Here is an 18,551-nt window from a genome sequence, read left to right as displayed (position 1 = left end):
ATATGAGCAGTGGTGATAGTCCGCTCCCTAGTAAAGCCAGCGTTCCCAGCCTGCCCGCCCGTTCGATCCTCGGCCGGTAGGCCGCTTTCTGGGACAACGCTGGTCAAGGCCGGGCGGAGGAGAACCGCTCGGCGGTCGTAGCACGCACTACGTCAGCCAGGAGATCCCATGCCCACGTTACCTTCGCTCGGTGGTCTGCGCGGCCGGGGCAACGGTCGCGGCCGGCTTCGACCGCCCGTTCCGGTACCCCTGTCGGCCTACATCGTCGACTGCGCCGTGTATGTCGACGGTAAACGGCTGCCCGGTCGCTGGACGCACGCCGAGGCCATCAAGGAGGTGCGCCGGCGGCGCGACGGGTTCGTCTGGATCGGGCTGCACGAGCCGGACGAGCAGCAGATCCAGGGCATCGCGGAGGCCTACGGGCTGCACGAACTCGCCGTCGAGGACGCCGTGCAGGCACACCAGCGACCGAAGCTCGAACGTTACGACGACACGTTGTTCATGGTCCTGAAGACCCTCCGCTACGCCGAACACGAGTCTCCGACCACGGCCAACGAAATCGTCGAAACCGGCGAGCTGATGGCGTTTCTCGGGGTGGACTTCATCATCACCGTCCGGCACGGCGGGCACTCGGGGCTGGCCCGGCTGCGCCGCGAACTCGACGAGGACGCCGAGCAGCTCTCCAACGGCCCGGCCGCGGTGCTGCACGCCATCACCGACCACGTCGTCGACCAGTACCTCGAGGTCTCCAGCGCGGTCGAAGACGACATCGAGGAAATGGAAACCCGGGTGTTCGCGCCCCGCACCCAGGTCAGCGCCGAGCAGATCTACCTGATGAAGCGCGAGGTGCTGGAACTACGCCGCGCCGTGATGCCGCTGGCCGCGCCGGTACGGCGGCTGGCCGAGGGCTTCACGCGGCTGGTGCCCGACGAGGTGCGCTCGTACTTCCGGGACGTCGACGACCACCTGACCACGGTGTCCGAGCGCGTCGCCGCCTACGACGAACTGCTGACCACGCTGGTCGACGCCACGGTCGCGAAGATCTCGTTGCAGCAGAACACCGACATGCGCAAGATCACCGCCTGGGCCGCGATGATCACGGTGCCGACGATGATCGCCGGCATCTACGGCATGAACTTCGACTACATGCCCGAAGTGCACACGAAGTTCGGCTATCCCGTGGTACTGGTCGTCATTCTCCTGGCCTGCCTGCTCCTCTACCGAATATTCAGGAAGAACAAGTGGCTGTGAACCATTCCTGAATCGGCACGAAAGGAGTTTCGAATGTCTCGCATGCTGACCAACCTCAAGTTCTGGGCCCTCACGGGGTGCCTGCTGTGGATCGCCATCGTGGCCGTCGTGATCGCCTACCACCCCGAACTCGCGACGGCGAAATAGCCTCGCCGGGCTCGCCTGCCCTATCGTCGGGGTATGCGCGCGCTGGTGGTCGCCGATGAGGTCGACGAGCTGCTGTGGGCCGGCGCGGTCCACACCCGTGAAGTCGATCTGGTGCTCGGCGCGGGCGACCTGCCGTTCGACTACCTGGCCTTCCTGGCAGACGCGCTGGACAAGCCGTGCGTGTTCGTCCCTGGCAACCACGACCCCGACCTGACCGGCTTCACCCGGCACCGTGGTCTGTTCCTGCACGATGGTTTTCCCACCGCCTGGCCCGGCCCGCCGGGCGGGATCAACGCTGACGGGCGGCTTATCGACGTCGCGGGCGTGCGCATCGCCGGCCTCGGCGGCTCCGTGCGCTACAACGACGGGCCCAACCAGTGGACGCAGTCCCAGCAGGCGCGCCGCGCCCGCAAACTGGTCCGGACCGCCGAACACCGGCGTCGCAAGGACGGGCTCGGCGTCGACATCCTGCTCACCCACGCCCCGCCGCGTGGGCTAGGCGACCGGGAGGACGCTCCGCACCACGGCTTCGATTGTCTGCATTGGACAGTGGAACGGCTGCAGCCGAAATGGCTGCTGCACGGGCACATCCACCCCTACGGCCGGCGGCCACCGGAGTACCGACTCGGAAAGACCCGCGTCCGTAACGTCGTCGGCGCGCACGAGGTCGTCCTGTGAGCGCCCGGGACAGCGGTTTCCCCCGCGTCGACGCCGAACACGACTTCCTGCGGGTACGCCGGCGGCAGGTGCTGTCCCGCCTGGCGAACCGGCTTCGCCGGGAACCCGACGACGTCAACATCATGCTGCCGTTCGCCGAAGTAGTGGACGCACTCGGCTACGTCAGTGAACGCCGCATCGGGCTGCGCGTGATCGCCATCGAGTCGATCGTCGGCAGCGTGGACCGGGGCCGGGACTTCGACCGCCGGTTCCGCCCCACCTCCGGCCGCGTCCGCGAGCGGTGGGAGCGGCTCGCCCAGGCCGCCCGCCGTGGCGAGAGCATCCCGCCCATCGAGGTCTACCGCGTCGGCGAACTGCATTTCGTCATCGACGGCCACCACCGCGTCTCGGTCGCGCACGCACTCGGATTGTCCGCGATAGAGGCCCAGGTGACCGAGGTCCGGACCAGGCTCGGCTCCGATGGGATCCGTCACCGGGGCGACCTGATCGTGAAGGATTACCGGCGGCTCTTCCTGGAGCGCGTGCCGCTGACGGGCCGGGCCCGGACGAGCATAGTGTTGTCCGACCCGTGGCATTACGCGATGCTCGGAGAGCACGTCGAAGCCTGGGGGTTCCGGCTGATGCAGGACGAGGGCACCTATTCGGACCGCGCGACGATCGCGCGGCGGTGGTACGACGAGGAGTACCTGCCGGTGGTGGACCTGCTGCGACAGGCGGATCTGGTCGGCCGGCGGACCGAGGCCGAGGCATACCTGTGCATCGCGGGAGAGCGCTATCGGCTCATTCGCACCCACCGCTGGGACGACGACGTGATCGCGGCCCTGCGCAACCAGCCCCGCTGATCCGGGCGTCGGTGTCAGCGCGCCGGCCGGGCAATGGTGATGATCTCCGGGCTGGTCTCGGTGAACGGGTTGCCCAGCCAATCCCCGAACTGCTCGTCCACGACCAGCCCCGCGTCCGACAGGAACGATTCCAGTGACGGCGCGTCGAGAAACCGCAACGTGCTCCGGCTCGTCTCCGGCGACGCCCAGCCGGCGCCGTCGAATGTCTCTGTGAAGGTGACCACGCCCTCGGAAACGGTTTCGACGTCGTGCCACACGCGCACCACGGCACCGGAAGCGTCGGTCACCTCGACCGCGTTGGCCGGGGTCCAGCGTTCCCAGGCACGAGCCGCCGGATTGCGGGTCTCGAACGCGAAGCGGCCACCGCCGGTGAGGACCGAACGGATCTTCGCGAGCGAGGCGCGCAGTTCGTCGTCGGACACGAACACCTGGAAGGCATGCCCGGTCATCACGACCAGGTCGAACTCGTGGGCCCAGGTGACCGAGGCCAGGTCGCCGAGCACCCACTCGATATCCGTGCGCTTGCGTGCCCGGGCGAGCATTCCCGGTGCGGGGTCGAGCCCGCACAGCCGGCCGGTGTGCCCGGCGTCGCGGGCCCCGCGTAGCAGCGCGCCCGTGCCGCAGCCGACGTCGAGCACCGACTTCGCCGACATCACCAGCGGGAGGTAGAAGTCGAGGTCACCGCCCGGCTCCCAGGTGTTGAGCAGGTCGTAGAGCCCGGCAAGCCGGGTGTCGGAGTAGGCGTGATCCACCACGATCACCAGGCTGCCAGGCGTGCACCCCCGGCCGCGACCGATTTACCCACGAACGTCCGTGCTTTCGGCCGCGGCCCGGATAACCGCGGTCACGTCCGCCCCGGTCCTCAGCATCACCCGGCCGTCCTCGACGTAGGCGACCAGGCGCCGACCCGACTCGATACCCGCGGCCCGCCGAACCGGAGCCGGAATCGCCGTCCGCGCAACGCAGCCGTCAAACTCTCACTCATCGTCCAGGTTGTTCGCTAGGCAGTACCCGGAACCCCTCCCCGATGGCCGCCGCGGACAACGCCTTGTCGTAACAGGCGAACTCCCGGCAATCCCGGTCGGCGGAGGCAACGACCTGGGCGGTCGCGAGCTGGATCGCGTCATAGCCCCGCAGCCCGTGAATGCCGGTCTGCCTTGCCGCGACGTCGAGCACCACCTCCGAAATCGGCACGACCGCGAACCGAGGCGGCTGGTCACCGACCCCGAAGTAGTCGGCCTCGAACTGATCGACCATCGCCCGGGCTTCGGACGCGGACATCGCGGCCATGCGATGTTTCTTCCAGATCGCGGAGGGCACTTCGACGCGGGCGAGCTGCGAGACGATCAGATCCGTGAGGGATCTGATCGTCTCGTAACCACTCTCCGGAGCGTAGAGCTTGACCAGCGCGGACGAATCGGCGAACACGCTCATCGCGGACCACGCCCCTCGCTGACCAGATCAGACATCAGCGGGCCTACCGACGCCGCCTTGCGTCCGGCTTCCTCCACCAACTTCGGGTCTGGCCGGTGCGCCACCGGTTGACTCGACTCCCACAACAGGCCCGCGCGGCGCAGCCGCTCGCGGGTGCGGGTGGTCGCGTCCTCGGCCAGGTCCGGGTTGGTCGCGGCGTCCAGCACCTTTGTCACGTACTCATTCATGCTCATCCCCTGCTGTTTGGCGGTTAGTTGAACTCGTTTCACCAGTTCCTCGGGCGCGCGCCAGCTCACCTGTGCCATGACAGCATGCTAGCAACCGCGCCTGCAGGCAGGGTAGCGCTTGGGTGCGACAATTCGCGGTGTTCGGTGCTTGTTCGGGGGCCCCCACCCGATCTTGTGGCCAGCGCTCTCCCACGAGCCCTGCCCGCAAGATCGGGTACCTCCGGACGGCGGGTTCGACGACCCACCTCGACCAGGGACCTACCGGTTCGGAGAACAGGCTTCTCAGCTCTGGGAGGTGAGGCTCCTTCCGCCGTCCGGGTCGAAGAGCTGGAGATTGTCCGGGTTGAACCAGATGTCCACGCCGGTGCTCTCGGCGGCCCCGGAAGACGCGGACAGCCGGGCGACGATCTGGGTGCCTTCACCGCCCGGAACGTCGTCGGCACCGGTATCCGCCGCGAGCTCGGCCAGCTCCGACGAGGTCGCCGCTTCGCCCTCGAGCGCGAAGTAGGCGTACTTCTCCGATCCCATCGACTCCAGCACGTCGACCTGCGCGGTGAAGGTCACACCGGAGCGCCTGAGCTGCTCGTCGACCAGTTTCGCGTCCTCGAAATGCTCCGGCCGGATGCCGGCGATCACCTCGCGGGGCGCGTTCGCGGCCTCGGCCGCGCGCCGCAGGGGATCCGGCAGGTCGAACGCGCCGAGCGCGCTCTTGAGCTGACCGTCGGCGAGCGTGGCCGGCACGAAGTTCATCGACGGCGAGCCGATGAACCCGGCGACGAACAGGTTCGCCGGGTGGTCGTAGAGGTGCTGCGGCGTGCCGATCTGCTGCACGTGCCCGGCGCGCAGCACGACCACCCGGTCGCCCAGCGTCATCGCCTCGGTCTGGTCGTGCGTCACGTAGAGCGTGGTGGTGCCGAGCTGCTTCTGCAGCTTCGACACCGACGTGCGCATCTGACCACGGAGCTTGGCGTCCAGATTGGACAGTGGTTCGTCCATCAGGAAGGCCTTCGGGCTGCGCACGATCGCCCGCCCCATCGCGACCCGCTGCCGCTGCCCGCCGGACAGGTTCGCCGGCTTGCGGTCCAGGTGCTGGGTCAGGTCGAGGATGCGCGCCGCCTCCTCGACCTTCTGCCGCACCGTCGCGTCGTCCACTTTGGCCAGACGTAGCGGGAAAGCCATGTTCTCCCGCACGGTCATGTGCGGGTACAGCGCGTAGGACTGGAACACCATCGCGATGTCGCGGTCCTTGGGCGCCTTCTCGTTCATCCGCTGGCCGTCAATGCGCAGCTCCCCCGTGGAGATGTCCTCCAGGCCGGCCACCATGTTCAGCGTGGTGGACTTGCCGCAGCCGGATGGCCCGACCAGGATGATGAACTCGCCGTCGGCGATCTGGATATCCACTTCGGACACCGCGAGCGCACCGTCGGGGTAACGCTTGCTCACCTTGTCCAGAACGATTTCAGCCATGTCCTAACCCTTCACGGCGCCGGAGGTCAGCCCCGCGACGATGCGGCGCTGGAAGAACAGCACGAACAGAATGATCGGGATCGTGATCACCACCGCGGCGGCGGAAATGGTCCCGGTCGGGTCCTCGAACTGGGAGGCCCCGGTGAAGAACGACAACGCCGCCGGCACCGTCCGCGACGCGTTGGTCGAGGTCAGTGAGATGGCGAAGAGGAAGTCGTTCCAGCAGAAGATGAACACCAGGATCGCCGTGGTGAACACACCGGGCGCGGCCAGCGGCGCGATGACCCGGCGGAACGCCTGGGCGGGCGTGGCGCCGTCCATCTTCGCCGCCTTTTCCAGCTCCCACGGGATCTCGCGGAAGAACGCCGAAAGCGTGTAGATCGCCAACGGCAGCGAGAAGGTGATGTACGGCAGGATCAGCCCCGGCCAGGTGTCGAACAGGTGAAGACTCCGCTCGATGTTGAACAGCGGCGACACCAGCGAAACCTGCGGGAACATCGCGATCAGCAACGAAACCCCGATCAGCAACCGCTTGCCGGGGAAGTCCAGGCGCGCGATCGCGTAGGCCGCCATCGTGCCGAGCACGACCGCGATCAGGGTCGCGATGAGCGCGATGCCGAGCGAGTTGATCAGTGCCCGGACGAAGTCGCTGGTGGCGAAGATGTCGATGTAGTTCTGGAATGTCCACGACCGCGGGATGAACTTGCCGTCGGTCAGGGTGTCCTTCGTCTTGAAGGACAAGGACAGGATCCACAGCACCGGCACCAGCGCGTACACCACGACGACGATGTCGATCAGTGTCCACCGTGTCCGGCGCCCGGCGGTGAGCGTTCCCTGCATGGCCATCAGCGCTTACCCCCTTGGTCACTACCCGGTGCGGCGGTACCGAACACCTTGACGAACACGAACGCGATGATCGCGACCGTGATGAAGATCAGCACCGACATCGTCGAGCCGATACCCAGGTTCAGCCCCTTGAGGAGGTTGTTGTAGGTCTGCATGGACACCGACGACGTGTCGTTCGCGCCGTTGGTGAGCACGAAGATGTTGTCGAAGACGCGGAACGCATCGAGCGTGCGGAACAGCAACGCCACCAGGATCGCCGGCTTCATCACCGGAACCATCACCTTGGTGAACCGCTGCCAGGCGCTCGCGCCGTCCATCGACGCCGCCTTCAGCAGATCGTCGGGCACCAGCGCCAGCCCGGCCATCAGCAGCAGCGCCATGAACGGCGTGGTCTTCCACACCTCGGCCAGGATGATGATCGCCAGCGACGGCACGTACGAGGTCAGCGGAGCCCCGCCGCCCGCCAGCGTGTTCGCCAGGTAGCCGGTGTCGGGCGTCCACGCGTAGTACCACGAGAACGCGGCCACCACGGTCACGATCCCATAGGGGATCAGGGCGACCGTGCGCACCAAACCCCGGCCGACGAGGGTGCGATGCATGATCAGCGCCAGCAGCATGCCCAGCACCAGTTCGATCGCGACGGAGACCACGGTGATCAACATCGTGGTGCCGAACGCGGTCCACCAGTAGGAGTTCGTCAGGACGGTGATGTAGTTCTCCAGGCCGACGAACGCCCGCTGGTCCGGAAACCGCAGGTCGTATCGCTCCAACGACAGCCAGATCGAGTAGATGATCGGGTAACCGGTCACCGCCAACATCACGATCGCGGCCGGCGCGCACAGCCACAGCCCCAGCCTGCGTTCGGCCTTCTTTCCCTCACTGAGCACCGGCTTTTCCTTCTTCGCGCTGGTGCCGGTTTCGGCCTGGGTCGCCGGGACCTCCGAGACGGCCTGGCTCACGGGATCACCCCTTTCGACTGCAGCGCGTCCGACAGCTTGTCGCGCAAATCATTGGCGGTGGCCTGCGGATCGATCTTCGACGGCGGCGACAGCACCTTCGAGATCACCGTGGACAGGTTCTGGTAGGCGGGGGTGAGCGGCCGCACCGCCGCGGTCTTCAGCGCGGTCAGAATCGTGTCGCGCATCGGATATGCGGTCGCCATGCTCGGGTTGTCGCTGGCGTCGACCGGTTTGCTCGGATCGATGGGCGTGTCGTCGGTGTAGATCGACTCGATGGTCGGCGGCACCCCGTCCTTGACCGCGGAGAACTTCTGGCTTTCCTTGCTGCGCAAGCACAGTGCCGCATCGAACGCTTCGGGCTTGTGCTGCGAGTAGGAGCTGACCGCGAGATTGAAGCCGCCGATCGTGGTCTTGGCCGGCTCTCCCGGGCTCGCCGCGGGATAGGTCGTCCACTTGAAGTGCGACGCGTCGTTCGGCTTGTCCTCGGCGTAGGAGGCATACACGAACGGCCAGTTCAACTCGAAGGCGCCGTTGCCGTTCTCGAAGGCATGCCGGACGTCATCCTCCTTCGAGTTGGTCAGCGACGGGTCGGTGATCCCGGTCGAGGTGACCTGCTTGAGGATGTCCAGCGCCTTGACCGCGCCCGCGTCCATCACCACGGATTTCCCGTCGTCGGACAGGATATGCCCGCCCACCGAGTCGACGATGGTGTTGTAGATGACGACCAGGCCCTCGTACTGGGCACCGGTGAACAGGATGTTGCCCGGCTTGCCCTGCGTCTTGAGCTGGTGTGCCTCGGCCATCATCTGGTCCCAGGTCTTCGGTGGTTCGGGCGTGATCCGGTCGTCGTACCAGAGCAGTTGGACGTTCGTGTTCTTCGTGGCCGCGTACAGCTTCCCGTCCCAGGTCGCCGTTTCCAGCGGACCGGGCAGCACGCCGTCCTCGGCGGCCGCCTTGTTCGCGCCCGTCCACTCCTCGATCCAGCCGGCCTCGGCGAACTCCGGCACCCAGGTCACGTCGAGCCCCAGGATGTCCATGCCGGTATCGCCCGCGGCCAGCCGCCGCACCATCTGCTGTCGCTGGTCGTCCGCACCGCGTTGCAGTTTGTTGTAGACGATCTGGTACCGCCCCGCGGCCTTGGCGTTGCAGTTGTCGACAACCGTCTGGAAGTTGTCTTCCGGCGAGTAGTAAACGTTGATCGTGATACCGCTGCTGGAACCGCATGCAGTGAGCAGCCCAGCGGCCATCATCCCCGCGCCCAGCGCGGCGATGGCTTTGTGCTTCCCCATCAGTCTCCTCACCCGACGCGGCACGCCGGCGAACAGACCGCACGTCAACGTGCCTGTGGATCGGTGGGGACCCAACTTATTCCCGGGGTTCGTTGTTGGCAAGCACAAACCGTAACGATTCAGCCGCCCTCCGTCCGACAGCCCTGTCGAACGTGCTCCGGCTACGGCCCTCCCCACCCATCAACGCACGCGTTCGGCGCGCGGAGTCACGAAGGGCGCATTGCAAGCTTCGCGAGCAGGTCCCGGCCCTGCTCGGCACTCCGGGGTTGACACAACACGTCGTAACGCCCGGCCACCAACTGGCTCGCCGAGGAGAAGTCGCGGCGACCGCGTGTCGAGCCGTAGCTGATCGCGGCGAAGACGACACCGAACAGCATGCCGGAGACCAGGCCGACCAGGATGGGCTGGTAGAGGCTCACGCCCGAACTGAAGAAGCTCAGCAGCAGCCCCACGAACAGGCCGAACCAGGCACCCGAGATGGCGCCGGTGCCGAGCACCTTGCCCCAGGACAGCCGGCCGATCACCCGCTCGACCAACATCAGGTCGACGCCGACGATCGTGACGTCCGAGACGGCGAAGTCGTTGTCGGCCAGGTGCTCGACCGCGCGTTGCGCCTCGGTATAGGTGGCGTACGAGCCGATCGGCCACCCGGTGGGCGGCGTCGGCGTGCGCGGCAACCCCTGAGCTGGGCGTCTTGCGGAGGAAAACGGGCCGGTCACGATCATCACCTGTGCTGTGTCTGCCAACGGAGTGAATTCATCCTGCCAATCCCCAGGAAACCACGCGAGACGGGCATATGTCCCACGTTCGCCTCCGGCCGGTCACTGCCTGGCACGGTATTCGCGCAGCAGGCCGCGGCTGATGATGGTCTTCTGGATCTCACTGGTGCCCTCGCCGATCAGCAGGAACGGCGCCTCGCGCATGAGGCGCTCGATCTCGTACTCCTTCGAGTAGCCGTAGCCGCCGTGGATGCGGAACGCTTCCTGGGTGACCTCCGCGCAGTACTCGGACGCGATCAGCTTGGCCATCCCGGCCTCGACGTCGTTGCGGGCGCCGGTGTCCTTCAGCCGGGCGGCGTTGACCATCATCAGGTGCGCGGCCTCCACCTTGGTGGCCATCTCGGCCAGTTTGAACGCGATCGCCTGATGCTCGGCGATCGGCTTGCCGAACGCCTGCCGCTGCTGCGCGTACTCGATGGCCAGTTCGAAGGCGCGGATCGCGATCCCGCACGCGCGCGCGGCCACGTTCACCCGCCCGACTTCGATGCCGTCCATCATGAACGCGAATCCCTTGCCAGGTGCCCCGCCCAGGATCGCCTCAGCGCCGATGCGGTAGCCGTCGAACACCGCCTCGGTCGTGTCGACGCCCTTGTACCCCATTTTGTCGATCTTCCCGGGAATCGTCAGGCCCGGCGCGACCTCGCCGAATCCCGGGGGCTTTTCCACCAGGAACGCGGTCAGGTTCTGGTGGGGCTTCGGCGCGCCCTCGTCGGTGCGCACCAGCAGTGCGACCAGATTCGCGGTGCCGCCGTTGGTCAGCCACATTTTCGCGCCGTCGATGACGTAATGCTCGCCGTCCCGCTTGGCGCGGGTCTTGATCGCGGCGACATCCGAGCCCAGGTCCGGCTCCGACATCGAGAAGGCGCCGCGGATCTCGCCGGTGGCCATCTTCGGCAGGAAATGCTTTTTCTGCTCCGGCGTACCGTGCCGCGAAATCATGTGCGCGACGATGAAATGCGTGTTGATGACACCGGACACGCTCATCCAGCCGCGGGCGATCTCCTCCACCACGAGCGCGTAGGTGAGCAGTGATTCGCCGAGCCCGCCGTATTCCTCGCCGATGGTGAGCCCGAACAGGCCCATCTCCTTCATTCCCTCGACGATGTCGGCGGGATAGGCGTCGGCATGTTCGAGTTCCTGCGCGTGCGGAATGATCTCCTTGTCCACGAACGCGCGCACGGTGGACAGGATTTCGGACTGCACGTCGGTGAGACCGGCGGTCTGGGCGAGACGGGCCATGCTCGACTCCTGGGTCTTCGCGGTTGTTACCGATGAGTATGACCCTGGATCAGCACTGAGTCATTCGGAACGTGTCCGGGTAGCCAGGCCGCGACTCCTTCACGTCGGCTACCGGTTTGACCACGGGGGCGGCCGATAGCACTGTAGAGCCGCTCACGTGGTCTCTTCGGGTACCCGCGGTGACGGCGCGGTCTGGCCGTCGGCCGGCTCCTCGTGAGGGACCTGCATCTTCTCGCCGTGCCGGGTGGCGTGGTCGAGGAAGCGCAACAGCTCCACCGGGAACGGCAGCACCAGCGTCGAGTTCTTCTCGGCGGCGACCTGCACGACCGTCTCCAGCAGGCGCAGTTGCAGCGCCGCCGGCGTGTCGGCCATGGTGGCCGCCGCCTGCGAGAGCTTCGTCGACGCCTGCAGCTCACCGTCCGCCGAGATGACCCGCGCACGCCGCTCCCGCTCGGCCTCGGCCTGGCGGGACATGGAGCGCTTCATCGTCTCGGGCAGCGCGACGTCCTTGATCTCCACCCGGTCGATGTGCACGCCCCAGTCCAGCGCGGGTGAGTCGATCATCAGCTCCAGGCCCTGGTTGAGCCGCTCACGGTTGGACAGCAGGTCGTCGAGGTCGCTCTTGCCGATGATGGAGCGCAGCGACGTCTGCGCCACCTGGCCGACCGCGAACCGGTAGTCCTGCACGTTGACCGCGGCGACCACCGGGTCGATGACCTTGAAGTAGACCACCGCGTCCACCCGGACCGTGACGTTGTCGCGCGTGATGCCCTCCTGCGCCGGCACCGGCAGGGTGATGATCTGCATGTTGACCTTCTGCAGGCGATCGGCGATCGGCACCAGCATGGCCAGCCCGGGCTCCCGGACCCGCGATCGCACTCGCCCGAACCGGAAGACCAGACCTCGTTCGTACTGCCTGACGACTCGCAGGCTCGCGCCGGCCCAGACGGCCCCGGCGGCGGCGACCGCGACAATGATTTCCACCAACATGGCAGCTCCCGGTTGCGACCCGGTCCGTATTGCCCTTATCGAATGTTACGCCCGCCACAGGCCAAAAGTTCAACAAGAACATCGTTCAAGACACTCGGCGGGCACCCGAGCCCGGGCAACGGCGCCTTGCGGGGCGCTACCTCTACGCCCCGGCCGGGATACCGGCCGCCGAAAACGGCATGCTTGGCTCGTGCTTCGGGTACCGGAAAGCTTCGCTCACGACATGATCAGGCGCGAAGGCGCGGCGGCGCGGAGGTGGATCGAAGCGCTGCCCGCGCTCGCCGAACGCTTCCTCACCGGCTGGCGACTCGAACCCGACGGCGAACCGATGCACGGGTTCGTCGGGCTGGTACTGCCGGTGACCCGGGCCGATGGCGCACCCGCCGTCCTCAAGCTGACCTGGCTCGACACCGAGACCCGGGACGAGCCGACCGCACTGTCCACATGGGACGGCGCGGGCGCGGTGCTGCTGCTGGAAAGCGACCCCAGCCAGGGCGCGCTCCTGTTGGAGCGCCTCGACGCCGGTCGCACGCTGAACGACCGCCCGATCGTGGAAGCCACCGAGATCGCGGGCGAACTGCTCCGCCGGCTCAGCGTCCCGGCGCCCGCCCCGATCCGGCGCCTGCGCGACGAAGCCGCTCGCCTGACCGAGACCCTGCCGGCCACGTGGGCACGACTGGGCGAGCCGGTGCCCCGGCGGCTGGTCGACACGGCCGTGGCCCTGTGCCGTGAGCTCGGGCCGGAAAGCGGCACGATGCTCGTCAACGAGGACCTGCACTACGAGAACGTGCTGGCCGGCACCCGGGAGCCGTGGCTGGTGATCGACCCGAAGCCGGTCGCGGGGGATCCCGAGTTCGCCGTCATTCCGTTGCTGTGGAACAGGATCGACGAGTCCACGATGGAGGAGAAATTCGCCGTCGTGGTCGGTTCGGCGGGACTCGACCGGGCCCGCGCGCACGCGTGGACCTTCGTGCGCGCCGTACAGAACTGGCTGTGGGCACTCGAGTCGGCCGAAGCCATGGCGCCCGGCCTCGCCACCATCACGCACTGGGCCGCGCGGAAGGTGGGCTGATCCTCGGCGGTGCGCTCAGTCTCCAGCCAACGGTGACCAACCGCACGCCGGAGAAGCGGAGCCTGGACGGCGAGCGGGCTCCCACTATGCCTAATCTTTCTCGCATGGCCCCCGTGAACAGGGTTTTTGCTGCACAGCTCGCCGGTTTGCCGGTGTTCGGCCCCGATGGTGAATCGATCGGGAAAGTCCGGGATGTCGTGGCCGGGCTCCGGCTGGACCAGCAGCCCCCGAGGGTGCTCGGCCTGGTCGTCGAGCTGTCCACCCGGCGACGGGTGTTCGTGCCGATGCTGCGGATCACCTCGATCGAGCCGAATGCGGTCACGCTCGCCACCGGGTCGGTCAACATGCGCCAGTTCCACCGGCGCCCCAACGAGGTGCTCGTACTCGGCCAGGTCACCGACGCCCACGCGCGGCTGGCCGCCACCGGCACCCGGGTCACCGTGCTGGACGCCGCCATGGAGCCGACGCGCACCCGGGACTGGGTGCTGGCGAAGGTCGCGGTGCGGGAACGCGGCGCGAGGCTCGGCATCGGCAAGCGGCGCTCCTCACTGCGGGTGCTGCCGTGGCCGGACGTCTCGGGCCTCAGCCTGACCGACCTGTCCGGCCAGCCCCAGGGCGCCGGCCAGCTGCTCATGCTGTTCGACACCATGCGGGCCGTCGACATCGCGGCGACCATGCGGGACCTGCCGGCGAAGCGCAGGTACGAGATCGCCGATTCGATGGACGACGAGCGGCTGGCCGACGTCCTCGAAGAGCTGCCCTACGAAGACCAGAAGGAACTCCTCGCGCACCTGCCCGAGGAACGGGCCGCGGACATCCTCGAAGCGATGAACCCCGACGACGCGACGGACCTGCTCGCCGAACTGGCCCCGGCGGAGCAGAGCCGGCTGCTCGACCTGATGCCGCCGGAGGAGTCCGAGCCCCTCAAACGCCTGCTGACCTACTCGTCCGACACCGCGGGCGGGTTGATGACCTCCGATCCGGTGGTGCTCACCCCCGACGCCACCATCGCCGAGGCGCTCGCGCGCATCCGCAACGCCGATCTTTCGGCGGCGCTGGCGACCATGATCTTCGTCTGCCGTCCGCCGACCGAGACACCGACCGGCCGGTACGTGGGCTGCGTGCACTTCCAGCGCCTGCTGCGGGAGCCGCCCGCGGAACTGGTCGCCGGCGCGGTGGACACCGACCTGCCCGCGCTGGACCCGACCGCCCCGCTGGCCGAGGTCACCCGGTACTTCGCCGCCTACAACCTGGCATGCGGGCCGGTGGTGGACGCCGAGGACCATTTGGTCGGCGCCGTCACGGTGGACGACGTGCTCGACCATCTTCTCCCCGAAGACTGGCGAGAGACCGGTCTCCGCGACGTGACCGAAACCCAGGAGGTGAAGAATGCCTGAACTGCTCGCCAAGCGGCGGCTCGACCAGCCGCGGGCGACGACGCGCAGGGCGATCAGCTTCGACCCGGACACCTTCGGCCGGGTGTCCGAACGACTCGCCCGCTTCCTCGGTACCGGCAAGTACCTGTTCTGGCAGACCTTGATCGTGATCGTGTGGATCGGGCTGAACCTCAGCGCGGCCGCGCTGAGCTGGGACCCGTACCCCTTCATCCTGCTCAACCTGGCGTTCTCCACGCAGGCCGCGTACGCGGCGCCGCTGATCCTGCTCGCCCAGAACCGGCAGGACGACCGAGACCGAGTGGCCCTGGAAGAGGACCGCAGCCGCGCGGCGCAGACCAAGGCCGACACCGAGTTCCTGGCCCGCGAACTGGCCGCGCTTCGCCTGGCCATCGGCGAGGTGGCTACCCGTGACTACCTGCGCGGCGAGCTGGACAAGCTCCGCGAAGATCTCAAAGCCAGACCGCGCAAGACCAAATCCGGTCCGTAGCATGGACACATGACATCCCTCGGGTCGACGCGCGGCAATCACGGCGACCACGGTGCCGTTCTCGCGGAGGAACGCATATGACCACTACGCAGCAGAGCCCGACCGTCGACGACGTGCGTGCGGCGCTGAAGAACGTCCACGACCCGGAGATCAGGAAGCCGATTACCGAGCTCGGCATGGTCAAGGACGTCAAGGTCGACGACGGGGTCGTGACGGTCGCGGTCTACCTGACGATTGCCGGCTGCCCGCTCAAGGAGACCCTCACCCGGGACACGACCGCCGCGGTGAGCAAGCTCGACGGCGTCCGGGATGTGCGCGTCGAACTGGACGTGATGAGCGACGAGCAGCGCACCGAACTGCGGCGGTCACTGCGCGGCGACGCGGCCGAGCCGGTCATCCCGTTCGCGCAACCGGGCTCGCTGACCCGGGTGTACTGCGTGGCCTCCGGCAAGGGCGGAGTCGGCAAGTCGAGCGTGACGGTGAACCTGGCGGCCGCGATGGCCGAGCGCGGCCTGTCGGTCGGTGTGGTCGACGCCGACATCTACGGCCACTCGGTGCCGCGAATGCTGGGCGCGCAGGGCAAGCCGACCAGGGTCGAGAAGATGATCATGCCGCCGCAGGCGCACGGGGTGAAGGTCATCTCCATCGGCATGTTCACCCCGGGCAACACCCCGGTGGTGTGGCGGGGCCCGATGCTGCACCGGGCGCTGCAGCAGTTCCTCGCCGAGGTGTTCTGGGGAGATCTGGACGTCCTGCTGCTCGACCTGCCGCCGGGCACCGGGGACATCGCGATCTCGGTCGCGCAGCTCATCCCGAACGCCGAGATCCTGGTGGTCACCACCCCGCAGCAGGCGGCGGCCGAGGTGGCCGAGCGGGCCGGGGCGATCGCGCTGCAGACCCGGCAGCGGCTGGCCGGCGTGATCGAGAACATGTCGTGGCTGGTGACCCCGGACGGCACCCGGATGGAGATCTTCGGCTCGGGTGGCGGCCAGCAGGTCGCGGACTCCCTGTCCCAGGCGACCGGTGCCGACGTGCCCCTGCTGGGCCAGGTTCCCCTCGATCCGCGCCTGCGTGAGCAGGGTGACGCCGGCACGCCGATCGTCCTCGCCGACCCGGAGGCCTCCGCCGCCACCGTCCTGCGCGACATCGCGACCAAACTGTCCGTCCGCGCCCGCGGTCTCGCCGGCCGGATGCTCAACGTCACCCCGACCGGTCGCCGCTGACCCGCGCTTGCCTTCGGAGGTTTTGGAGGAAGGTGGATTTGCTACGGATGATCCGTAGCAAACGCCCCTTGCTCCAAAACCGGGCCTCCCGCCGACCAGTTCACCGGCGCGCGGACGAGGCCCGCTCGGCCGGCGAGGGGGCGAGGATCAGGTGGCGTCGGGGTCGACCGGCGGCTTCTCCCCCGGCTTGAGCGGCTCGGGCTTGGCCGCGGGGGCGGTCGGGTAGCCGTTCGGCTTGGTGCTGCCGCCGCTCGTGCCGTTGAGGCCCAACGGGTCGGAGTCGCCGTCGAACAGGTGCTGGGTGATCGCCCGCTTGGGGTCGAAGTTCCGCAGCTGGCGCAGATCTTCCAGCGGCTTGCGGAAATCGTCGAACTCGGGCCCCATCTCGTCCTTGAGCTGCTGCCGAGCGCCGCTGGCGAACTCACGGACCTTGCGCACGCTCTGCCCCAGCCAGGCCGCCGCCCCCGGGAGCCGCTCGGGACCGAGGATGAACAGACCGGCGACGACAAGAACGAGGATCTCACCCCACCCAACGCTGCTGAACACCTGTCCACCTCCGCACCTGTTGAACCCTCATCAGGGTACTCGGCCGGACCCGGTAATGGCCCCGTCACCAGCCCGGGACAGCTCTTCCGCCGGAAAATTCATGCCGCGGTCACCGGGGCGGGCCGGTTCAGTCCGAACCCAAGGTGACGTTGACGACGAGCGGGCGTCCCTGCCGTACGAGCTGAATGGCCACGACATCGCCGGCGTTGTGCGCCCGCACGGCCACGGTGAATTCCGCCTCGTCGCGCACCATGCGGTCGCCGACCTTGGTGATGACGTCACCCTCGGCGATCCCCGCCCGCGCCGCCGGACCACCGTCAGCGACGTTGTTCACCCGCGCCCCCTCCGAGGTGTCGGCGGAGACGGACGCCACGTTGAGCCCGATTTCGGGGTGCTTGACCTGCCCGGAGCTGATCAGCACCCGGGCGACCTTGATGGCGTCATCGACCGGGATCGCGAACCCGATGCCGATGCTGCCTCCTTGCCCGGAGCCGCCCTCCGAGCGGATCGCCCAGTTGATTCCGACCAGTGCGCCGGTGGAATCCACCAGCGCGCCGCCAGAGTTGCCGTGGTTGATCGGGGCGTCGGTCTGGATGGTGTCGGTGGTGACCGGCGGAAGCCCGCTGCCGCCCGGGTCGCTGATCGGCCGGTGCAGGGCGCTGACAATCCCCGCCGTCACCGTGTTCTGCAGCCCGAGCGGCGAACCGATCGCGATCACCGAGTCGCCGGGCGCCAGGTCGGACGACCTGCCGATCTGGATCACCGTCGGGTTGGCCACCGAAACCTTGAGCACGGCCAGGTCGGTCTTCGGGTCGGTGCCCACCACCTTCGCCTGGGTTCGCGTGCCGTCGGTGAACACCGCCGTGATGGTGGCCTGTGGATCGTCGGACGCCAGCGAGATGACGTGGTTGTTGGTGAGCGCATAGCCCTGGGGGTCGATCATCACGCCGGAACCGATGCTTCCGGACCGGCCGGAGACCACCTCGATCGAAATGACGGCCGGTGACACCCGGCGGGCGATGTCCGCGATCGAACCGGGCGCGCGTTCCTTCCCGGCCTCCGCCTCGGAGATGGTCGCCGTGCCGGCCAGTGCGTCGGACACCCACCAGCCGACCACCCCACCGGCCGCACCGATGACCAGGCAGATCACCCCGAGCAGGGCGAGCGCGAGCGGTTTGACCCGGCGCCCGAACAGCACCTCGGGCAGCGACAGCATCGCGCCCTTCGGGCGCTCGCTGCCGTCCTCGTCGCCGTTGTCCGGTTCGACGGCAGGGCTGCCCAGCACGGCCGCGGCACCGGGGTCGCGCCAAGGGTCGGCGGTCTTCGACCACAACGGATCCTCAGCCGCGTCGGCGGCGGGTTCCCCGGTGTAATCGGCGGGCCGCTGGAGCAGCACGTCCTCCGCGCCGGGCGGCCGCCCGAACGCCTCCGTCAGCGACTCCGGAGTGGGAGGCTTCGCGATGATGGCGGCGCCATTGGACGCCCCTGGAGTGGGCAGCCGGTCGAACGCCCCCGCCACGCCATGCGGCCGGCCGAAGGCAGCGGCCTGCGCCGGATCCACGGGAGGCCGGTCGACGGGCCTGGGCGGCAGGCGTGGCTCTGCTCGCGGCTCGGGCTGGTTCATCGTTCCCCGGTACAGGCGACTTTCGCGTGACAATACAACACGGTGCCCATCTGA

Annotated in this window: 19 protein-coding genes; 7 read left to right on the top strand and 12 right to left on the bottom strand. The window is 68.0% G+C overall.

Features of this window, described 5'->3' with window-relative positions:
• Positions 1-168 precede the first annotated feature (168 nt).
• From corA to A3CU_RS0110215, 3 genes are all read left to right on the top strand, one after another.
• Positions 169-1,251, top strand: coding sequence for a magnesium/cobalt transporter CorA (corA, locus tag A3CU_RS0110230; RefSeq protein ID WP_027942201.1), 1,083 nt, complete (start codon positions 169-171; stop codon positions 1,249-1,251).
• Positions 1,252-1,431: 180 nt separating this feature from the next.
• Positions 1,432-2,076 (top strand): metallophosphoesterase family protein, encoded by a 645-nt coding sequence (locus A3CU_RS0110220; RefSeq protein ID WP_027942200.1) that lies wholly within the window; start codon positions 1,432-1,434, stop codon positions 2,074-2,076.
• Entirely contained in the window at positions 2,073-2,918 is an 846-nt protein-coding gene (locus A3CU_RS0110215; RefSeq protein WP_027942199.1) for a ParB N-terminal domain-containing protein, read from the top strand. Before A3CU_RS0110220 ends, A3CU_RS0110215 begins: the two co-directional genes overlap by 4 nt.
• Positions 2,919-2,932: 14 nt before the next feature.
• Here the strand turns inward: A3CU_RS0110215 and A3CU_RS0110210 are convergent, their stop codons facing one another.
• From A3CU_RS0110210 to A3CU_RS0110165, 10 genes are all read right to left on the bottom strand, one after another.
• A complete protein-coding gene (locus A3CU_RS0110210) occupies positions 2,933-3,673 on the bottom strand; it encodes a class I SAM-dependent methyltransferase (RefSeq protein WP_027942198.1) in 741 nt (246 codons plus the stop codon).
• A 226-nt stretch (positions 3,674-3,899) separates the two neighbouring features.
• On the bottom strand, positions 3,900-4,352 hold the full coding sequence (locus A3CU_RS0110205; protein WP_027942197.1) for a type II toxin-antitoxin system VapC family toxin: 453 nt from the start codon (positions 4,350-4,352) through the stop codon (positions 3,900-3,902).
• Positions 4,349-4,657, bottom strand: a complete 309-nt coding sequence (locus tag A3CU_RS0110200) for a toxin-antitoxin system HicB family antitoxin (RefSeq protein ID WP_027942196.1) — start codon at positions 4,655-4,657, stop codon at positions 4,349-4,351. Before A3CU_RS0110200 ends, A3CU_RS0110205 begins: the two co-directional genes overlap by 4 nt.
• A 204-nt stretch (positions 4,658-4,861) precedes the next feature.
• Positions 4,862-6,046 (bottom strand): ABC transporter ATP-binding protein, encoded by a 1,185-nt coding sequence (locus tag A3CU_RS0110195; protein WP_027942195.1) that lies wholly within the window; start codon positions 6,044-6,046, stop codon positions 4,862-4,864.
• A 3-nt stretch (positions 6,047-6,049) separates the two neighbouring features.
• Positions 6,050-6,892 carry a carbohydrate ABC transporter permease gene (locus tag A3CU_RS0110190; RefSeq protein ID WP_027942194.1) on the bottom strand — a complete coding sequence of 281 codons (843 nt, stop codon included), beginning with the start codon at positions 6,890-6,892 and terminating at the stop codon, positions 6,050-6,052.
• Positions 6,892-7,851: a carbohydrate ABC transporter permease gene (locus A3CU_RS0110185; RefSeq protein WP_027942193.1), complete on the bottom strand. Its 960-nt coding sequence runs from the start codon at positions 7,849-7,851 to the stop codon at positions 6,892-6,894. Before A3CU_RS0110185 ends, A3CU_RS0110190 begins: the two co-directional genes overlap by 1 nt.
• Entirely contained in the window at positions 7,848-9,140 is a 1,293-nt protein-coding gene (locus A3CU_RS0110180; protein WP_043840872.1) for an ABC transporter substrate-binding protein, read from the bottom strand. Before A3CU_RS0110180 ends, A3CU_RS0110185 begins: the two co-directional genes overlap by 4 nt.
• Positions 9,141-9,346: 206 nt before the next feature.
• Positions 9,347-9,865 (bottom strand): YflT domain-containing protein, encoded by a 519-nt coding sequence (locus A3CU_RS0110175; protein ID WP_027942191.1) that lies wholly within the window; start codon positions 9,863-9,865, stop codon positions 9,347-9,349.
• 96 nt (positions 9,866-9,961) lie between these two features.
• Positions 9,962-11,158 (bottom strand): acyl-CoA dehydrogenase family protein, encoded by a 1,197-nt coding sequence (locus A3CU_RS0110170; protein ID WP_027942190.1) that lies wholly within the window; start codon positions 11,156-11,158, stop codon positions 9,962-9,964.
• A gap of 153 nt (positions 11,159-11,311) precedes the next feature.
• Positions 11,312-12,148: an SPFH domain-containing protein gene (locus A3CU_RS0110165; RefSeq protein ID WP_027942189.1), complete on the bottom strand. Its 837-nt coding sequence runs from the start codon at positions 12,146-12,148 to the stop codon at positions 11,312-11,314.
• A gap of 223 nt (positions 12,149-12,371) precedes the next feature.
• On the opposite strand from A3CU_RS0110165, the gene A3CU_RS0110160 reads away from it, so the two are divergent.
• The 4 genes from A3CU_RS0110160 to A3CU_RS0110145 all read left to right on the top strand — a co-directional run bounded on the left by A3CU_RS0110160 (position 12,372) and on the right by A3CU_RS0110145 (position 16,327).
• A complete protein-coding gene (locus A3CU_RS0110160; protein ID WP_027942188.1) occupies positions 12,372-13,220 on the top strand; it encodes an aminoglycoside phosphotransferase family protein in 849 nt (282 codons plus the stop codon).
• Positions 13,221-13,324: 104 nt separating this feature from the next.
• A complete protein-coding gene (locus A3CU_RS0110155) occupies positions 13,325-14,617 on the top strand; it encodes a magnesium transporter MgtE N-terminal domain-containing protein (protein ID WP_027942187.1) in 1,293 nt (430 codons plus the stop codon).
• Positions 14,610-15,104, top strand: coding sequence for a DUF1003 domain-containing protein (locus A3CU_RS0110150; RefSeq protein WP_027942186.1), 495 nt, complete (start codon positions 14,610-14,612; stop codon positions 15,102-15,104). The genes A3CU_RS0110155 and A3CU_RS0110150 overlap by 8 nt, the downstream gene beginning before the upstream one ends.
• A gap of 77 nt (positions 15,105-15,181) precedes the next feature.
• The gene (locus A3CU_RS0110145) at positions 15,182-16,327 is read left to right on the top strand and encodes an Mrp/NBP35 family ATP-binding protein (RefSeq protein ID WP_027942185.1); all 1,146 of its coding nucleotides are present in this window, start codon (positions 15,182-15,184) and stop codon (positions 16,325-16,327) included.
• A gap of 147 nt (positions 16,328-16,474) precedes the next feature.
• Here the strand turns inward: A3CU_RS0110145 and tatB are convergent, their stop codons facing one another.
• Positions 16,475-16,873: a Sec-independent protein translocase protein TatB gene (gene tatB / locus A3CU_RS0110140; RefSeq protein WP_027942184.1), complete on the bottom strand. Its 399-nt coding sequence runs from the start codon at positions 16,871-16,873 to the stop codon at positions 16,475-16,477.
• Between the two features lie 127 nt (positions 16,874-17,000).
• Positions 17,001-18,497 (bottom strand): S1C family serine protease, encoded by a 1,497-nt coding sequence (locus A3CU_RS0110135; protein WP_027942183.1) that lies wholly within the window; start codon positions 18,495-18,497, stop codon positions 17,001-17,003.
• Between the last annotated feature and the right edge of the window lie 54 nt (positions 18,498-18,551).

Source organism: Amycolatopsis taiwanensis DSM 45107 (assembly GCF_000519205.1).
Classification (GTDB): Bacteria; Actinomycetota; Actinomycetes; order Mycobacteriales; family Pseudonocardiaceae; genus Amycolatopsis_E; species Amycolatopsis_E taiwanensis.
This window is presented reverse-complemented; position numbering and strand designations above follow the sequence as displayed.